The organism is Micromonospora sp. NPDC007230 (assembly GCF_042869115.1).
Classification (GTDB): Bacteria; Actinomycetota; Actinomycetes; order Mycobacteriales; family Micromonosporaceae; genus Micromonospora.
The window spans coordinates 55,225-72,284 of the sequence record NZ_JBIAFE010000032.1 but is presented as its reverse complement, the minus strand read 5'-3'; the positions used below and the strand labels follow the sequence as shown (position 1 = coordinate 72,284).

The following is a 17,060-nucleotide window of genomic DNA, read 5'->3' as shown; positions in this document are numbered from 1 at the left end:
TTCCGCAACCCCGAAAACCAGCGCCTCCGCACCCGCACCGCCACCACCCGACGCCACCGTGGGCAGCTCGACCCCGCCTAACTTCGATGAGCCGCCATGACCAGGTCGACGGCGGGCACGGCGGCGCCGGTGTGCGGGTCGACGAGCAGGAACTCCTCCTCGACGCCGACCGTCAGCAGGTCGGTCCCGCCCGGGGCGGTGCTCCGTTTCCGCTCCGCCACCGACCCACCCATCGCCACCACCGCCCATCCGTCCGGCCGCGACCTGGCGCCGCGCCGTCGACGCCCTGTTACCCAGCGTGTCGGCGGCCGGAAACGCACCCTCCGGCGTGTCGCGAGGGTGCGCGCCGGCGGGTGCGGCCGCTTTCCCGCAAGGCATGGCCTTCGCTGGCGGAATGGGCACTCTTTCCGGGAATCTGCGCGCATTCCCGGCCCGGCTGGCCGACGTGGACGGGGTGGGGGAACGGGTTCGGGGGCCTACGATGAGGCCGCTCGACGCCCACCGCCGGCAGCGAGGGAGGCCACGTTGACCCCGAGCACCACGTCGCGGACGGTGACCGACGCCCGGCGGGCCGGCCGGGACTGGCGCGGCCAGGTGCCGCGGGGCTTCGCCACCCTGCTCTGGGTGGTCGCGGTGGTCTGCGCGCTCGCCGCGGTGAGCAGTGCCTTCCGCACCGGCATCCAGCCGGTCCGCACCGCGATCGACGCCCTGCTGGTGCCCGCGCCGGCCAACCTGGCGTACGCCGTCTTCCTCGGCACCCTGGCCTCCGCGGTGCTGCGCCGCAAGCGGCTCGCGTACTGGGTGCTGGTCGCGTACTTCAGCCTCACCCTGACGTTCAGCCTGGTGGCCGGGGGGCTGCTGCTGACCGTGGGCAGCAACGACCTCACCAACGACGCGGGTGAGCGGATCTTCGGCACCCTGGAGACGGTCGGGGTGTGGGTCGGCCTGGCCTTCGCCGCCAGCGCGCTCGCCCTGCTGCTCGCCGCTCGGCGGGAGTTCTACGCCAAGGTGCGCAGCGGCAGCGTCTGGCGGGCCCTCGGCGTCCTCCTCGGCCTGGCGGCGGTCTCCGTCGGGCTCGGCTACCTGCTGCTCCTGCTCGAGCCGGGCAGTCTGCACACCTGGTCGGACCGGCTCGGGTACGCGGTCGAGAAGGTCTTCGGTGGCGCGGTCATGGTCGACGTGACCCGGAAGGGCCAGGCCCCCGGCTGGGTCAACCTGCTGCTCGGCGGGTTCGGCGCGATCTCCTTCGTCTCCGGCCTGTTCACCCTGGTCCGCTCCCAGCGGGCGAACGCGGTGCTGCACCCCGACGAGGAGGAGCGGATCCGCGAGCTGCTCGCCCGGTACGGCGAGCGGGACTCGCTCGGCTACTTCGCCACCCGGCGGGACAAGGCGGCGCTCTTCTCGCCGAGCGGCAAGGCGGCGATCACCTACCGGGTGGTCAACGGGGTCAGCCTGGCCAGCGCGGACCCGATCGGCGATCCGGAGGCGTGGGGCCCGGTCATCGAGGCGTGGCTCGGCCAGGCCCGCGAGTACGCCTGGACGCCGGCGGTGATCGGGGCCAGCGAGGCCGGGGCGCGGGCCTACCAGCGGCACGGCCTCAAGGTGCTGCAGCTGGGCGACGAGGCGATCCTGCTGACCCGCGAGTTCGACCTCAACGGGCGCGACATGCGCCCGGTCCGCCAGGCGGTGCACCGGGTGGAGCGGGCCGGCTACACCGCCCAGGTACGCCGGCACGCGGAGATCCCTCCGGAGGAGCTGGCCCGGCTGGCGCGCCTGGCCACCACCTGGCGGGACACCGAGCACGAGCGGGGCTTCTCGATGGCGCTGGGCCGGCTCGGCGACCCGGCGGACGGCGACTCCGTGCTGGCCGAGGCCCGGGACGGCAGCGGCCGGGTGCGGGCGCTGCTGTCGCTGAGCCCGTGGGGCGCGCACGGGCTGTCGCTGGACCTGATGCGCCGGGACCGCACCGCCGAGAACGGGGTCATCGAGTTCATGGTGGCCGCGCTGCTGGAGGCGGGCCCGCGCCTCGGTGTCGAGCGGGTGTCGCTGAACTTCGCGGCGTTCCGGTCGGCGTTCGAGCAGGGCGCGCGGATCGGCGCCGGCCCGGTCATCCAGCTCTGGCGGCGTACGTTGCTCTTCTTCTCCCGCTGGTGGCAGCTGGAGTCGCTCTACCTGTCGAACGCCAAGTACCAGCCGCACTGGACGCCCCGCTACCTCTGCTTCGGGGAGCGCCGGGAACTGGCCCGGGTGGGTCTCGCCGCGGTGGCCGCCGAGGGCTTCCTCGCCCTGCCCGGCGGCCGGCCCACCCCGCTGTACGGGGTGCCGGCGGCCGGTGGCGCCGTCCGCTTCGTGCCGCCGGCCGCCGCGACGGTCCGGGCCGTCCCGCCGGAGCCGCCCCCGGTGCAGCAGCCGGAGCAGGTCCGGGTACGCGTGGCCAAGCTCGACCGGCTGCGTGCCGAGGGGATCGACCCGTACCCGGTGGGCTATCCCCGCACGGAGAGCTGCGCGGCGGTGCGGGAGCGGCACGCCGGGCTGGCGCCGGACAGCGGGACCGGGGAGACGGTGGCGGTGGCCGGCCGGGTGATGCTGGTCCGCGACCACGGCGGGGTGCTCTTCGCCACGGTCCGGGACGGCAGCGGCGACCTCCAGCTCATGCTCGAGCACGACCTGGACCGGTGGCGGGACACCGTCGACATCGGCGACCACGTCGGGGCCACCGGCGAGGTGTACGCCACCCGGCACGGCGAGGTGTCGGTGCGGGTCGCCGACTGGCGGCTCACCGCCAAGTGCCTGCGGCCGCTGCCGGACAAGCACCACGGGCTGGCCGACCCGGAGGCCCGGGTCCGGCAGCGCTACCTCGACCTCGCCATCAACCCCGACGCGCGGGACCTGCTGCGGGCCCGCGGCACCACCCTGCACGCCCTGCGTTCCACGCTGGCCGGGCGGGGCTTCCTGGAGGTGGAGACGCCGATCCTCCAGCGGGTGCACGGCGGGGCCAACGCCCGCCCGTTCGTCACTCACAGCAACGCGTACGACCTGCGGCTGAGCCTGCGGATCGCGCCCGAGCTGTACCTGAAGCGGCTGGCCGTCGGCGGCGTCGAGCGGGTGTACGAGCTGGGTCGGGCGTTCCGCAACGAGGGCGTCGACCACCGCCACAACCCGGAGTTCACCGTGCTGGAGGCGTATCAGGCGTACGCCGACTACCACGTGATGCGGGAGCTGGCCCGGGAGCTGATCGTGGCGGCGGCGGTGGCGGTGCACGGCACGCCGGTGGTCCGCCCGCCCGGCAGCGGCGAACCGGTGGACATCGGCGGCGAGTGGCCGGTGCGGACGGTCAACGAGGCGATCTCCGCCGCGCTGGGCGAGGAGGTCACCGCCGACACCGACCTGGCCGGCCTGCGCAAGCTCGGCGACTCCGCCGGCGTGTCGTACGACCCGCGCTGGGGGCGCGGCGCGGTGCTGCTGGAGCTCTACGAGCGGCTGGTCGAGGCGCGTACCGAGCTGCCCACGTTCTACCTGGACTTCCCGACCGAGGTGTCCCCGCTGACCCGGCAGCACCGGCACGAACCGCGGCTGGCCGAGCGGTGGGACCTGGTGGCGTTCGGGCTGGAGCTGGGTACGGCGTACACCGAGCTGGTGGACCCGACCGAGCAGCGCCGCCGGCTCACCGAGCAGTCGTTGAAGGCGGCGGGCGGCGACCCGGAGGCGATGGAGCTGGACGAGGACTTCCTCACCGCGCTGGAGTACGCCATGCCGCCCACCGGCGGGCTCGGCCTCGGCGTGGACCGGCTGGTCATGCTGCTGACCGGCCGCTCCATCCGGGAGACCCTCCCCTTCCCCCTGGTCCGCGAATCCTCCTGACCCGCCGGGGCATGCCGGGGCCGCTCCACCACATCGCCGACCTGGTGGGGTCGAGCCGGTGGGATGCCGCCATTTCGCCGACCTGGTGGGGCGTTGGTCGCGCCGGGTGGCCGGCGACTCGGCCGGGGGCGTGACACCGGGTTCTAGCCTGGTCGACGTGCCGGGGATTCTGGTGGCGGTGACGGGGGCGTGGGCGTACGCGCTCGCCCAGCTCACCGTGCTCGCGGACCGGCCGGCGGCGCTGCTCGCCGGTGCGGCGGTGGCCGCCGCGCTGCTGTTGGCCGTCCTGCTCGCCGCGCGGGTCGGGGTGCTGCCCGACCGGCTCGGCGGACGGCACGCCACCGCCCTGCGGGCCCGCGCCCGGCACCGCCGGGTGCCCCGCCAGGTCGACCCGGACGCTCCCGGGCGGCCCCGACCCCGCGCGCCCGGCCTGCGCCCCTCGGCCGCGTAGCGCGTCACCGCGTCGGGACACCGGCGCGGGCCACGAAAATCCGCACGCGGCCGGTTCCGTCGTCATCCGTCCCGCCGGGACGCGTCGTCCCGTCGGGGCATCCGGAATCGGACCGAGGGGTTCCCCATGCTCGCCTTCGCACCACTGCACACCGCGGCGTCCGCCGCCGCCACCGTCGTCACCTGGCTCGCCGACACGCTGGTCCCGCTGACCGGCGGGGCCGCCACGGCCGCCGCGATCGTCCTGTTCACCATCGGGGTCCGGCTGTTGATCTCGCCGCTCACCGTGGCGCAGGTCCGCGGGGAGCGGCGCCGCGCGGCGCTCGCCCCCGAGGTCCGCGACCTTCAGCGGCGGTACGCCGACGACCCCGCCCGCCTGCAGAGCGAACTCTTCGCGCTCTACCGGCGGGCCGGGGCCAGCCCGGTCGCGGGCTGCCTCCCGGCGCTGTTGCAGGCGCCGTTCTTCCTGGTGATGTACCGCCTCTTCGCCACCGGCGACGGCGGCACCACGTTGCTCCACGAGCGACTGGCCGGCGTACCCCTGGGCTGGCACCTCGGGGACGGGCTCTCCGCTCCGGTGGTGGCGGTCTTCGGGATGCTGCTGGCGGCGCTGCTCGCGCTGGCCTGGTGGTCCTCGCGGCGGGCTCGGCGGGCGGCCACGGTCGCCGGTACGCCCACCGAGGGGCCCGGTGCCGCCGTGCTGGCTCGGTTGCTGCCGTTGCTGCCCTACACGACGGTGCTGGTGGCGCTGGTGGTGCCGCTGGCTGCGGTGCTCTACCTGGTCACCACCACCGGCTGGACCGCCCTGGAGCAGGCCGTGCTGCGCCGGCCGCAGCCGGCAGGCATCGACGTGCATTAGCCGATAGGTATCGACATGCATTGACAAATGCGGGGACGGGCGCGTAGAAATCGCACTCAGAGAGCGCTCTCTGGCACCCGTCCCCGCAGAGAGGCACCCCGATGAACCCAGTCCCGGCGGCGTCCGCCGCCTCCTCCGCCGTGCGCCCGTCACGCCGACGGCTCGCGCTGGCGGCCGTGCTCGCCACCACCACCGCGCTGGCCACCGTCTCGCTGACCGCCCAGGCCGCCGTCCCGCCGCCCCCGTCCGGCTGGAGCCTGGTGTGGAGCGACGACTTCACCGGTGCGGCCGGCACCCTGCCCTCGTCCGCCAACTGGATCATCGACACCGGCACCAGCTACCCAGGCGGTCCGGCCAACTGGGGCACCGGCGAGATCCAGACCTACACCTCGAACACCGCCAACCTCAGCCAGGACGGCGGCGGCAACCTGCGGATCACCCCGCTCAGGGACGGCGCCGGCCGGTGGACCTCGGCCCGGATCGAGACGGTCCGGACCAACTTCAAGCCGCCGGCCGGGGGAGTCCTCGCCCTGGAGGGGCGGATCCAGATGCCGAACGTCACCGGCGCGGAGGCGGCCGGCTACTGGCCCGCGTTCTGGGCCCTCGGCTCGCCCTACCGGGGCAACTACCAGAACTGGCCGGGTATCGGCGAGTTCGACGTGATGGAGAACGTCAACGGGATCAACTCGGTCTGGGGGGTGCTGCACTGCGGCGTCGCCCCCGGCGGGCCGTGCAACGAGTTCAACGGCATCGGCGGCTCCCGGGCCTGCCCGGGCAGCACCTGCCAGTCGGCGTTCCACACGTACCGCTTCGAGTGGGACGCCTCGGTCAGCCCCCAGCAGCTCCGCTGGTACGTCGACGGCCAACTCTTCCACACCGTCACCCAGACCCAGGTCGGCGAACCGTACTGGGGGCAGATGACCAACCACGGCGGCTACTTCCTGCTGCTCAACGTGGCGATGGGGGGCGGCTTCCCGAACGGGGTGGCGGGTTACACCACGCCTACCTCGGCCACCGTCTCCGGCCGGCCGATGCTGGTCGACTACGTGGCCGTCTACACCCGGGGCGGTGGCAACCCGCCACCGACCACCCCGCCGCCGGGCGGCACGGTGGACGCGTACTCGACCATCCAGGCCGAGGCGTTCAACGCCCAGAACGGGGTGCAGGTGGAGGCGTGCGCCGAGGGTGGCCAGGACATCGGCTGGCTGAGCAACGGTGACTGGGCCCGCTACGACAACGTGGACTTCGGCGCCACGCCGCCGCGGGACTTCGTGGCCCGGGTCGCCTCCGGCGCGCCGGCCGGGGTCAGCGGACTCGTCGAGGTCCGGGTGGACAGCCCGACCAGCGCGCCGATCGGCAGCTTCGCGGTCGCCAACACCGGCGGCTGGCAGAGCTGGCGCTCGGTGCCGGGCAACGTCGGCCCGGTGACCGGCCGGCACACCGTCTACCTGACGTTCAGCAGCGGCCAGCCTGCCGACTTCGTCAACGTCAACTGGTTCACCTTCCGCCGCTGACCGGAAGCAGGGGCCCCGTCCGCACGCCGCACGCGTCGGAAGGGGCCCCTCCGGACGCCTCGGATTTCCTCTGGACAGAAACAGTTAACAGTCTTAATAATGAGCGCAGACGTCGACGGTCATGGATACCCTCCACGCCGGTCCGCGCAGGCCGGCACCCCCCACCACAACGGTCCCTGGAGGACGCCGTGAGACTCCGTTCCGCCCGGGTGGCGACGTTCGCCGCCGCGCTCGCCGCCGCTCTGGTAGCGGCCACCGTCGTGGCCGCGCCACCCGCCTCCGCCGCCACCGCCGCCTTCGTCCGCGTCACCAGCTGGGGCAGCGGGTACGAGGCGAAGTTCACCGTCAAGAACGACAGTTCGGCCAGCATCTCCTCGTGGAACGTCCAGTTCGACCTGCCCGCCGGCAGCACCGTCGGCGCGTTCTGGGACGCCCTGCTGACCACCTCCGGCCAGCACGTCACCGCCGTCAACCAGTCCTGGAACGGCACCCTCGCCCCGGGGGCCAGCACCACCTTCGGCTTCAACGTCAACGGCAACGGCGACCCGACCAACTGCACCGTCAACGGCGGTCCGTGCACCGGTGGCGGCGGCAACCCGGGAGCCCCGGCCACCCCGGGCGGCCTGCGGGTCACCGGCACCACCAACACGTCGGTCTCGCTGGCCTGGAACGCGGTCTCCGGCACGGTCACCGGCTACCGGGTGTACGAGGGCACCAGCGTGAAGGCCACCGTCACCGGCACCTCGGCCACCGTCTCCGGCCTGGCCGCCTGCTCGGCGCACAGCTACACGGTGACCGCCTACAACGCCAACGGGGAGTCGGCGAAGTCGGCGGCCGTGTCGGCCAGCACCACCGGCTGCACCGGCGGGGGTGGCGCGATGGCCGCCGCGCCCTACCTCTACCCGGGCTGGGGTGACCCGCCCGCCCCGTCGACGGTGATGGGTGCGACCGGGATCAAGTGGTTCACCATCGCGTTCGTGCTCTCCGGCGGCGGCTGCACCCCGGCCTGGGACGGCAACGGCCCGCTCACCGGCGGCCCGCACGCCAGCACCATCGCCGCGATCCGGGCGGCCGGTGGTGACGTCATCCCGTCCTTCGGCGGGTGGAGCGGCAACAAGCTCGGCCCGAACTGCTCCTCGGCCAGCGCACTGGCCGGCGCGTACCAGCAGGTGATCAACGCGTACGGGCTGAAGGCGATCGACATCGACATCGAGAACAGCGACGAGTTCGAGAACGAGGTGGTGCAGGACCGGATCCTCGGCGCCCTGAAGATCGTCAAGCAGAACAACCCCGGCATCAAGACGATCGTCACCTTCGGCACCACCACCTCCGGGCCGTCCTGGTGGGGCACCCGCCTGATCAACCAGGCCGCCGCGCTCGGTGCCAACATCGACACCTTCACGATCATGCCGTTCGACTTCGGCGGCGGGGCGAACATGTACCAGAACACGGTCAACGCGGCCGAGGGGCTGAAGAACGCGCTGAAGACGGCCTTCGGCTGGTCCGACGCCACCGCGTACGCCCGCATGGGCATCTCCGGTATGAACGGCCTGTCCGACCAGCAGGAGTTGACCTCCCCGGCCACCTGGACGCAGATCCGGGACTGGGCCAAGGCCCGCGGGCTGTCCCGGTTCACCTTCTGGTCGGTGAACCGGGACCGGGCCTGCCCGGGCGGCGGCGTGGTCTCCAACTGCTCCGGCATCGCCCAGAACACCTGGGAGTTCACCTCGATCACCGCGAGGTACTGAGCCGCGGTCAGCGGCCGGCGGTCACCGACTGCCGGCCGCGCCGCGCGCGGCGGCGGCGACGACGGATCCGCTTCGTCGCCCAGCTCGCGATCATGATGCCGAAGACCGCGAAGATCGCGTAGTTGAACCAGTTGCTGTACCGGTCGACCTGCTCCCAGCGGGAGCCGAGGGCGAAGCCGAGCCCGACGATCAACGCGTTCCAGACCCCGCTGCCCAGCGTGGTGAGCAGCAGGAACTCGCCCAGCGGCAGCCGGTTGGCCCCGGCCGGGACGGACACCAGGCTGCGCACCACCGGCACCAGCCGGCCGACCAGCACCGCCCACCTGCCGTACCGCTCGAACCAGCGATCGGCCTTCTCCAGGTCGTCCCGGTCCACCAGCGGGACGTGGTCCAGCCAGCGCTTCAGCCGTTCCTCGCCGAGCGCCGCCCCGAGCCAGTACAGCAGCACCGCGCCGAGCAGCGAACCGGCGGTCGCGGCGAGCACGATCAGCACCACGTTGAACCGGCCCTCGGCGCAGAGGTAACCGGCCATCGCCAACACGATCTCGCTCGGGATCGGCGGGACGACGTTCTCCAGGGCGACCAGCAGCGCCACCCCGAGCGCGCCCATCGAGTCGAGCACGCCCGCCACCCACCCGGTCAGCCCGGTGAACTGGTTCGGGTCGACGTTCCGGGCGAGAGCCATCGCCGTCCTTTCGCGGGTGCCGGGGGATCCGAGGTTGGTACCCCGGCGGCCGTCCGTCACACCTGCCGGTGACCCGCCCCACCGCCGGCCGGGCTCAGCCCGCCGGGTGCAGGGCGGCGTCCGCCGGGCCCCGCCGCCACCCGGTGAAGCGGACCACCAGGCCGCCCCGGCTCGGCGAGCAGCAGTACGGTCCGGCCGACGCCTCGGCCACCGGGTCCAGCGGGGCCACCCGGACCAGCCGCCACGGCTCCCGCGCCACCCGGGCCCGTATGGTCAGCGCGTCCCCGGCCCGGCTGACCCGGACCGTCACCTCCCGCCCCGACCACTCCGGCACCGGGGCGACGGACCAGTCCGACCGCTCGTCGGTGACCACCGCGCCGACCTGCGGCTGGCCGTCGCTGACCTCCACTCCCGCCTTGGTCCACCGCCGCTCGTCCACCCGGACCAGCACCCCCGCCTGGTCGAACTGCGCGGCGTAGTCGAGCCGGAAGCTCACCTCCACCGCACTGTCCACCGGGAACGGTGCGAGCAGCGCCGGGCCGTCGTCGTGCACGAATCCGTAGCTGGTCCGCCGCCAGAAGTCGCTGCCGGCGCGCGGCTCGACCGCCAGCCCGTCGGCCGACTCCGCGGTCCGGACGGGCGGATTCAGCCAGGTGCCGGCGGACCAGTCGACGGGGTGGGTGTCGGCGCTCATGCCGGCACCGTACCGGCGGGGCGAGCCCGGCGGGACCCGGGTTTGCCGGACCGGCGGAGCGGAGAAGTAAGCCGGGCATGGGCGACAGGTGGTATCAGGAGGCGGTCGTCTACTGCCTCGACATCGACACGTTCGCGGACTCCAACGGCGACGGGGTGGGCGACATCCGGGGCCTCCTCGGCCGCCTGGACTACCTGGCCCGGCTCGGCGTGACCTGCCTCTGGCTGCACCCGATCCACCCGTCCCCGCGCCGGGACGGCGGCTACGACGTCACCGACTTCTACAACGTGGACCCGGGCCTGGGCACCCTGGGCGACTTCGCCGAACTGCTGCACCAGGCGCAGAACCGGGGCATCCAGGTGATCATCGACCTGGTGGTCAACCACACCTCGGACGAACATCCCTGGTTCCAGTCCGCCCGCTCGTCGCCCGACTCGCCGTACCGGGACTGGTACGTCTGGTCCGAGAAGGAGCCGCCGGACCGCTACCAGGGCATGGTCTTCCCGGGTGAGCAGAACGAGACGTGGAGCTACGACCGGACCGCCAAGGCCTGGTACTACCACCGCTTCTACAAGTTCCAGCCGGACCTCAACATCGCCAACCCGGAGGTCCGCGCCGAGATCAAGAAGATCGTGTCGTTCTGGCTCCAGCTCGGCGTCTCCGGGTTCCGGATGGACGCCGTCCCGTTCATCATCGAGCTGACCGAGCCGGGCAACCCGGACTCGCCCAAGGACATGGACTTCCTCACCGAACTGCGCCAGCACGTGCAGTGGCGGCGGGGCGACGCGATCCTGCTGGCCGAGGCGAACGTCGAGCCCGACCAGCTGCCGACGTACTTCGGGGACAGCGGCGGCTCGGCCAACCGGATCCACATGCTCTTCGACTTCATGCTCAACGGTCGGCTGATGCTCGCCCTGGCCCGGCAGGACCCGGAGCCGGTGATCGAGGCGCTGCGGGACACCCCGGCGCTGCCCGAGGGCGGGCAGTGGGCGACCTTCCTGCGCAACCACGACGAGATCGACCTGTCTCGACTCACCGCCGAGCAGCGCAACCAGGTGTACGAGCAGTTCGGCCCCGACGAGGACATGCGCCTCTACGGCCGGGGCATTCGCCGCCGCCTCGCCCCGATGCTCGGCAACGACCGCCGGCGCATCGAGTTGGCGTACGCGCTCCAGTTCTCGCTGCGCGGCACGCCGGTGCTGCGCTACGGCGAGGAGATCGGCATGGGCGAGGACCTGTCGCTGCCCGGCCGGGAGGCGATCCGTACCCCGATGCAGTGGTCGTACAAGGAGAACGCCGGCTTCTCCACGGCCGACCCGGAGAAGCTGGTCCGCCCGGTGGTCGACAAGGGCGAGTACGGCTACCAGAAGGTCAACGTGACCGCCCAGCGCAGGGACCCGAGGTCGCTGCTGGGCTGGTTCGAGCGGATGATCCGCACCCTCCGGGAGGCGCCCGAGATCGGCTCGGGCAGCACCACCCACATCGACGTGCCGATGCCACCCGGGGTGCTCGCGCACCGCGCCGACGGTTCGACCGGGACCATGGTGTTCCTGCACAACCTCGGCACCGAGGACGTCGAGGTCGACCTGAGCATGCTCGCCCCCGAGGCGGACCTGCCGATCGACGTGCTCGCCGACCGCAACTACGAGGAGGTCGGCAAGCTGGACCGGCTCAAGCTCGCCGGCTACGGCTACCGGTGGATCCGGATCTGCCGCGGCAGGGGCATGTGACGGCCGGACCGGCGCCGCGTACCCCTGGGTTAAGCTCCTTCGATCGAGCTCAAGTTACCGGGAGGTAATCATGTCGGAGGAGCCCCGTGTCGCCATCGTGACCGGAGCCGCGCGCGGCATCGGCGCGGCCACCGCCCGTCGGCTGGCCGCCGACGGCATGACGGTCGCCGTGGTCGACATCGAGGAGTCGGCGACCAAGGAGACGGTGGACGCCATCGTCGCCGCCGGCGGCCGGGCGCTGGGAGTGGGCGCCGACGTCTCCGACCGGGCCCAGGTGGAGGCCGCCGTCGAGCGGGTCGCCGCCGAGCTGGGGGCGCCGACCGTACTGGTCAACAACGCCGGGGTGCTCCGGGACAACCTGCTGTTCAAGATGACCGACGCCGACTGGGACACGGTCATGGGCGTGCACCTGCGGGGCGCGTTCCTCTTCAGCCAGGCGGCCCAGAAGCACATGGTCGAGCGGAAGTGGGGCCGGATCGTCAACCTCTCCAGCACCTCGGCCCTGGGCAACCGGGGCCAGGCGAACTACGCCGCGGCGAAGGCGGGCCTGCAGGGCTTCACCAAGACCCTCGCCATCGAGCTGGGCCCGTTCGGGGTGACCGTCAACGCGGTCGCGCCCGGTTTCATCGTCACCGACATGACCGCGGCCACCGCGGCCCGGATGAAGGTCGACTTCGCGGCGCTGCAGCAGCATGCCGCCGCCGAGATCCCGGTCCGCCGCACCGGCCGGCCGGAGGACGTCGCGCACACCATCTCGTTCCTGGTCAGCGAGGGCGCGTCGTTCGTCTCCGGCCAGGTCATCTACGTCGCCGGCGGTCCCAAGGACTGACCCTCCGACGCGTCCCGCCCGATCAGGGGCGGGACGCGTCGGGGCGGGTGCGCCAGAGCCAGTACAGGCCGAGGATCGGCAGGACCAGCGGGATGTAGCCGTAGCCGCTGCCGAAGCCCGACCAGACCGTCTCGTCCGGGAAGAGTGCCCGGTCGGCCAGGCTGAGGATGCCGACCGCGACCACCCCGAGCAGTTCCACCGAGCAGCAGGCCAGCGCGACCCGGCGGCCGGCGTGCCCGGCCCGGGCCAGCCCGACCGCGGCCACGATGTAGATCAGCGCGGCCACCGCGGAGAGCAGGTACGCCACCGGCGCCTGGTCGAACTTGGTGGCGATCTGCAGGCCCGCCCGCGAGGTCGCGGCGATGGCGAAGAGGATGTAGACGGCGATCAGCAGCCGGCCCGGCCCCCGGTTGGTGGTGCGCTCGGGCACCTGGGTCTCAGCCACCGACGACCTCCCAGGTCTGCTGCAACCGGACCACGACCACCGGGGTGACCAGACAGACCGCGCAGACGATCGCCGAGCCCCAGCGGGTCGGCTCCATCCGGGCCAGTACCCAGGCCAGCGGCGGCAGGCAGACCAACGTCACCAGGTAGCCGAAGAACGCGCCCGGCTCGCCCGGCCGCTCACCGCCGCCGAGCGCCACCAGCGCCAGCACGGCGAGCGCGAGCAGCGCCACCTCCAGCACGGCCAGGCCGACGAACTGGAGCCGGTCCGGCGCCCGGTGGCGCAGCGCGGCCACCAGCGCCCAGGCCGCGACAACGAGCGACAGCACGATCGCGGCCGTCGCGAGGATCCCGTCCACCGGCGAGCCGGCCGCCGCGGCGCTGGTCATCGGCGCCCTCCCGGCGCAGTCCGAGTCACCGGCACAGACTACTAAGCGTCGTAGTAACCACCGTCGCCCGGCTCTCCCATCCGGTCGGGGGCCCGCCGACTCCGCCGGACGACTAGCGTGGATCACGGCCACGGGCGTACGCCGTGGCGGACGACGAGGGCAGGGGGACCCGTGGTGCGGTTCGGCTTGTTCGGCACCGGTCACTGGGCGGCGGAGACGCATGCCGCGGCCATCGACGCGCACCCGCGGGCCGAGCTGGCCGGGGTCTGGGGCCGGGACCCGGCGAAGGTCGCGGCGCTGGCCGATCGGCACGGCGTACCGGCCTTCGACGACGTGGACGCGCTGCTCGGCGCCTGCGACGCGATCGCCGTCGCGCTGCCGCCGGACATCCAGGCCGAGATCGCCGTCCGGGCCGCCACCGCCGGGCGGCACCTGCTGCTGGACAAGCCGCTGGCGCTGAGCCTCGCCGAGGCCGACCGGGTGGTCGCCGCCGCGCAGGCGTCCGGAGTGGCCTCGGTGGTCTTCTTCACCCAGCGGTTCCACCCGAACGTCACCGGCTTTCTCGCCGCCACCGCGGCGGCCGGCGGCTGGCAGCACGCCCGGGCCACCATGTTCGCGTCCATCTACCAGCCGGGGAACCCGTACGGGAACTCGCAGTGGCGGCGGGACCGAGGCGCGCTGTGGGACATCGGGCCGCACGCGTTGTCGCTGATCCTGCCGGTGCTCGGCCGGGTCACCCGGGTCGCCGCGATGGACGGCCCGAGCGGCCTGGTGCACCTGCTGCTCACCCACGACGGCGGCGCCACCAGCTCGCTCTCGCTCACCCTGGAGGCGCCGGCCGAGGCGGTGACCCGGGATTTCGTCTTCTTCGGCGAGAACGGCACCGAGACCGTCCCGCCCGGCGACGGGAGCGCGCTTCAGGCATACGGCACGGCGATCGACCAGCTGCTGGAGGAGGTCGAGGCGGGCACCCGGGACCACCGCTGTGACGTCCGGTTCGGCCGCGAGGTGGTGGCGGTGCTGGCGGCCGCCGAGCGGGCCCGCACCGAGGGGCGCACCGTCGACCTGCCCGCCTGACCGCCGCCGCCGTCCCGGCCGCCGGGGCGAAATCGGTCGACGGGCGCCCTCGCCCCGGCTACCCTCGCCCGCATGGCGCACGCCCTGATCGACGTGGCCGGCACGCCGGCCGCCTGGGCCCCGATGCTGGTGGCCCGCCCGCGGATCCGGCGTCCGGCCCCGGCCGGCCGGAACGCGACCCGCTACTGACCGCTCGCCGGCGACTCCTTCGAGGGCCGCCGGCGATGACCTCACCCCGCCGTACCGACCCGCCCCGCGCCGTGCCCGGCGCCGGGAACCGCCGGTCGGGAGGTGGGTGCTGACCGCGTACCGCCCGTGCCGTGGGCCGTCCGAGTCCCCATCCGCTCGGACAGGCCCGATCGCCGGCTGCCCGCCGGCCGCCTGTCCGTCCCGTCGCCGACCGGCGACAGACAGGACGACGACGCCATGGCGCCCCGACCCACCGAACGCGACCGGTCCCGTCGCGTGCTCTCCCAGAACTTCCTCGCCGACCCGGCCGCCGTCGCGCGGATCGTCCGGGCGGCCCGGCCCGACCCGGACGTCCTCCTCGTCGAGGTGGGCGCCGGCCGGGGCCGGCTGACCGTGCCGCTGGCCGCCCGGTGCGGGCGGCTGGTCGCGTACGAGATCGACCCGGTGGCCGCCGCGGACCTGGCGGCGGCCTGCGCCGGCCTGCCCGGGGTGACGCTGCGCCGGGCCGACTTCCTCGCCGCCGCGCCGCCCGCCGAGCCCTTCGACCTGGTCGGCAACATCCCGTGGTCGCTGACCGCCGCGGTGGTCCGCTGGTGTCTGGCCGCCGACCGGCTCCGCGCGGCCACCTTGCTCACCCAGCGGGAGTACGCCCGCCGGCGCACCGGCCACGGCGGCCGGTGGACCCGGCTGACCATCCTGACCTGGCCCGAGTACGCCTGGCGGTCGGTCGGCACGGTGCCCCGGACGGCGTTCCGCCCGGTGCCGCGGGTCGACGCCGGCATCCTGCGGATCGAGCGGCGACCGGAGCCGCTGCTGTCCCCCGCCGAACTGCCGGCCTATCGGCGGCTGGTGGAGGTCGGTTTCGGCGGGGTGGGCGGCTCGCTGGCCGCCTCGCTGCGCCGGCACCACCCCCGGGTGGACGGCGCGCTGCGTGCCCTCCGGCTGCCGCCCGAGACGCTGGTCGGGGCGGTCTGGCCGGAGCAGTGGCTCACCCTGTTCCGGCTGCTGCGGGTCTGACCCGGCTCAGGTGAGCGTTTTCAGCGCGTCGGCCAGCTCGGCGGGGGAGTCGAACTCCTCCGCCGGCAGGGCCTTGATCAGCTGCAACGTCTCGGTGCTGGCGCCGTTCTCCTGGCACCAGCGGACCAGGTCCTCCCGGGAAACCGGGTAGTCGAGCCCGGCCAGGAACTCCTGCAACTGCACCCCGGTCACGGTCATGCCCGCGGCTACCCGCTCCGCCGGCAGGCATGCCGGTTTGCCCGACCGGGTCCCCGGGTAGCCGCGGGCATGCTGGTACAGCGACTCGGCGCGCCGAGCGACTTCGACCCGCTGGTGGACAGCGTCCGGGACGCCCGGATCGTCATGATCGGGGAGGCGACGCACGGCAGCTACGACTACTACCGGCTGCGTGAGCAACTGACCCGGCGGCTCATCGCCGAGCAGGGCTTCGACTTCGTCGCGGTGGAGGGGGACTGGCCCGACTGCGACCGGGTGCACCGCTCGGTGGTGGCCGCCCCGGGCGGGCTGGCCGATCCGCAGACCGCGCTGGAGCGCTTCGAACGCTGGCCCACCTGGATGTGGGCCAATGCCGAGGTGGCCCGCTTCTGCCGGTGGCTGCGGGCCTGGAACCTGGAGCGCGCCGAGGGGGACCGGGCCGGCTTCCACGGGCTGGACGTCTACAGCCTGTGGGAGTCGATGCAGGCGATCTTCGACTACCTGGGCGAGGAGGAACCGACCTCGCTGGAGGCGGCGCAGGAGGCGTACCGCTGCTTCGAGCCGTACGGCAAGCGGGTCGAGGAGTACGGCACGGCCAGCCGGTTCGTCTCCGCCCGCTGCGAGGAGGAGGTCGTCCGGCTGCTGGCGCGTACCCGGGAACACGCCGCCTCGGACGGCGCGGACCGCTTCTCGGCCTGGCAGAACGCGGAGGTGGTGGCCGGCGCGGAGCGTTACTACCGGGCGATGGTCGGCGGCGGCCCGGAGTCGTGGAACGTCCGCGACATCCACATGGCCGACACCCTCGACCGGCTGCTCGACCACTACGGCCCGGGCTCCCGGGGCATCGTCTGGGCGCACAACACCCACATCGGCGACGCTCGGGCCACCGACATGGCGACGGACGGGATGGTCAACATCGGCCAGCTCGCCCGCGAGCGGCACGGCGGGGACGCGGTGACGCTGGTCGGCTGCGGCAGCTACCGGGGCACGGTGATCGCCGCGCCGCGCTGGGGTTCACCGGCGGAGGCGATGGTGGTGCCGCCGGCCCGGGAGGGCTCGGTGGAGCGGCGGCTGCACGAGCTGATGCCGGAGCGGGCGGTGCTGGTCTTCGGCGGCCCCGACCAGCCGGAATGGGTGACCGGGACGGCCGACCACCGGGCCATCGGGGTGGTCTACGACCCGAGCTTCGAGTCCTGGGGCAACTACGTGCCCACCCGGCTCGGCGAGCGCTACGACGCGTTCATCTGGTGCGACGAGGCCACCGCCCTGCACCCGCTGCCGGCGCTGAGCGCACCGGGCGAGATGGAGACCTACCCGGCCGGGGTCTGACCGGCCGGGTAGGTAGGAGGGGCCCCTCGTTGTCGCCGGGGCGACAACGG

At 73.6% G+C, this 17,060-nt stretch carries 14 protein-coding genes and 2 pseudogenes; 10 read left to right on the top strand and 6 right to left on the bottom strand.

Annotation, left to right across the window (positions count from 1 at the left end):
- Nucleotides 1-95: 95 nt before the first annotated feature.
- Nucleotides 96-233, bottom strand: a pseudogene (locus ACFYML_RS32285) (carboxylate--amine ligase); the annotation flags it as partial.
- Nucleotides 234-525: 292 nt separating this feature from the next.
- On the opposite strand from ACFYML_RS32285, the gene lysX reads away from it, so the two are divergent.
- From lysX to ACFYML_RS32260, 5 genes are all read left to right on the top strand, one after another.
- A complete protein-coding gene (gene lysX / locus ACFYML_RS32280) occupies nt 526-3,861 on the top strand; it encodes a bifunctional lysylphosphatidylglycerol synthetase/lysine--tRNA ligase LysX (RefSeq protein ID WP_387424223.1) in 3,336 nt (1,111 codons plus the stop codon).
- A 157-nt stretch (nt 3,862-4,018) separates the two neighbouring features.
- Nucleotides 4,019-4,312 carry a DUF6412 domain-containing protein gene (locus ACFYML_RS32275; RefSeq protein WP_241825237.1) on the top strand — a complete coding sequence of 98 codons (294 nt, stop codon included), beginning with the start codon at nt 4,019-4,021 and terminating at the stop codon, nt 4,310-4,312.
- Between the two features lie 126 nt (nt 4,313-4,438).
- Complete coding sequence (locus ACFYML_RS32270) at nt 4,439-5,170, top strand: YidC/Oxa1 family membrane protein insertase (protein ID WP_387424222.1); 732 nt, start codon at nt 4,439-4,441, stop codon at nt 5,168-5,170.
- A gap of 101 nt (nt 5,171-5,271) precedes the next feature.
- Complete coding sequence (locus ACFYML_RS32265; RefSeq protein ID WP_387424221.1) at nt 5,272-6,684, top strand: carbohydrate-binding protein; 1,413 nt, start codon at nt 5,272-5,274, stop codon at nt 6,682-6,684.
- 188 nt (nt 6,685-6,872) lie between these two features.
- Nucleotides 6,873-8,432, top strand: coding sequence for a cellulose binding domain-containing protein (locus ACFYML_RS32260; RefSeq protein WP_387424220.1), 1,560 nt, complete (start codon nt 6,873-6,875; stop codon nt 8,430-8,432).
- Nucleotides 8,433-8,439: 7 nt separating this feature from the next.
- Here ACFYML_RS32260 and ACFYML_RS32255 read toward each other — a convergent pair whose 3' ends face one another.
- On the bottom strand, nt 8,440-9,117 hold the full coding sequence (locus tag ACFYML_RS32255) for a DedA family protein (protein WP_387424219.1): 678 nt from the start codon (nt 9,115-9,117) through the stop codon (nt 8,440-8,442).
- Nucleotides 9,118-9,211: 94 nt separating this feature from the next.
- The gene (locus tag ACFYML_RS32250) at nt 9,212-9,811 is read right to left on the bottom strand and encodes a DUF1349 domain-containing protein (protein WP_387424218.1); all 600 of its coding nucleotides are present in this window, start codon (nt 9,809-9,811) and stop codon (nt 9,212-9,214) included.
- A 77-nt stretch (nt 9,812-9,888) separates the two neighbouring features.
- On the opposite strand from ACFYML_RS32250, the gene ACFYML_RS32245 reads away from it, so the two are divergent.
- Nucleotides 9,889-11,541 carry an alpha-amylase family protein gene (locus ACFYML_RS32245; protein WP_387424217.1) on the top strand — a complete coding sequence of 551 codons (1,653 nt, stop codon included), beginning with the start codon at nt 9,889-9,891 and terminating at the stop codon, nt 11,539-11,541.
- A 70-nt stretch (nt 11,542-11,611) separates the two neighbouring features.
- Nucleotides 11,612-12,370, top strand: coding sequence for a 3-oxoacyl-ACP reductase FabG (gene fabG / locus ACFYML_RS32240; RefSeq protein WP_387424216.1), 759 nt, complete (start codon nt 11,612-11,614; stop codon nt 12,368-12,370).
- Here fabG and ACFYML_RS32235 read toward each other — a convergent pair.
- Together ACFYML_RS32235 and ACFYML_RS32230 are read right to left on the bottom strand one after the other, a co-directional pair.
- Nucleotides 12,343-12,815, bottom strand: a pseudogene (locus ACFYML_RS32235) (hypothetical protein). The gene fabG and the pseudogene ACFYML_RS32235 overlap by 28 nt on opposite strands.
- Nucleotides 12,808-13,203 (bottom strand): hypothetical protein, encoded by a 396-nt coding sequence (locus ACFYML_RS32230; protein WP_357440058.1) that lies wholly within the window; start codon nt 13,201-13,203, stop codon nt 12,808-12,810. Before ACFYML_RS32230 ends, ACFYML_RS32235 begins: the two are co-directional and overlap by 8 nt.
- Before the next feature lie 171 nt (nt 13,204-13,374).
- On the opposite strand from ACFYML_RS32230, the gene ACFYML_RS32225 reads away from it, so the two are divergent.
- Both ACFYML_RS32225 and erm read left to right on the top strand, forming a co-directional pair.
- Nucleotides 13,375-14,280 carry a Gfo/Idh/MocA family protein gene (locus ACFYML_RS32225; RefSeq protein ID WP_387424215.1) on the top strand — a complete coding sequence of 302 codons (906 nt, stop codon included), beginning with the start codon at nt 13,375-13,377 and terminating at the stop codon, nt 14,278-14,280.
- Between the two features lie 426 nt (nt 14,281-14,706).
- The gene (erm, locus tag ACFYML_RS32220) at nt 14,707-15,486 is read left to right on the top strand and encodes an ErmE/ErmH/ErmO/ErmR family 23S rRNA (adenine(2058)-N(6))-methyltransferase (protein ID WP_387424214.1); all 780 of its coding nucleotides are present in this window, start codon (nt 14,707-14,709) and stop codon (nt 15,484-15,486) included.
- Nucleotides 15,487-15,492: 6 nt separating this feature from the next.
- Here erm and ACFYML_RS32215 read toward each other — a convergent pair whose 3' ends face one another.
- Nucleotides 15,493-15,684, bottom strand: a complete 192-nt coding sequence (locus ACFYML_RS32215; protein WP_357440199.1) for a DUF2795 domain-containing protein — start codon at nt 15,682-15,684, stop codon at nt 15,493-15,495.
- Between the two features lie 69 nt (nt 15,685-15,753).
- Here ACFYML_RS32215 and ACFYML_RS32210 point away from each other — a divergent pair, with 69 nt between their 5' ends.
- Nucleotides 15,754-17,010, top strand: a complete 1,257-nt coding sequence (locus tag ACFYML_RS32210) for an erythromycin esterase family protein (RefSeq protein ID WP_387424213.1) — start codon at nt 15,754-15,756, stop codon at nt 17,008-17,010.
- Nucleotides 17,011-17,060: the final 50 nt, after the last annotated feature.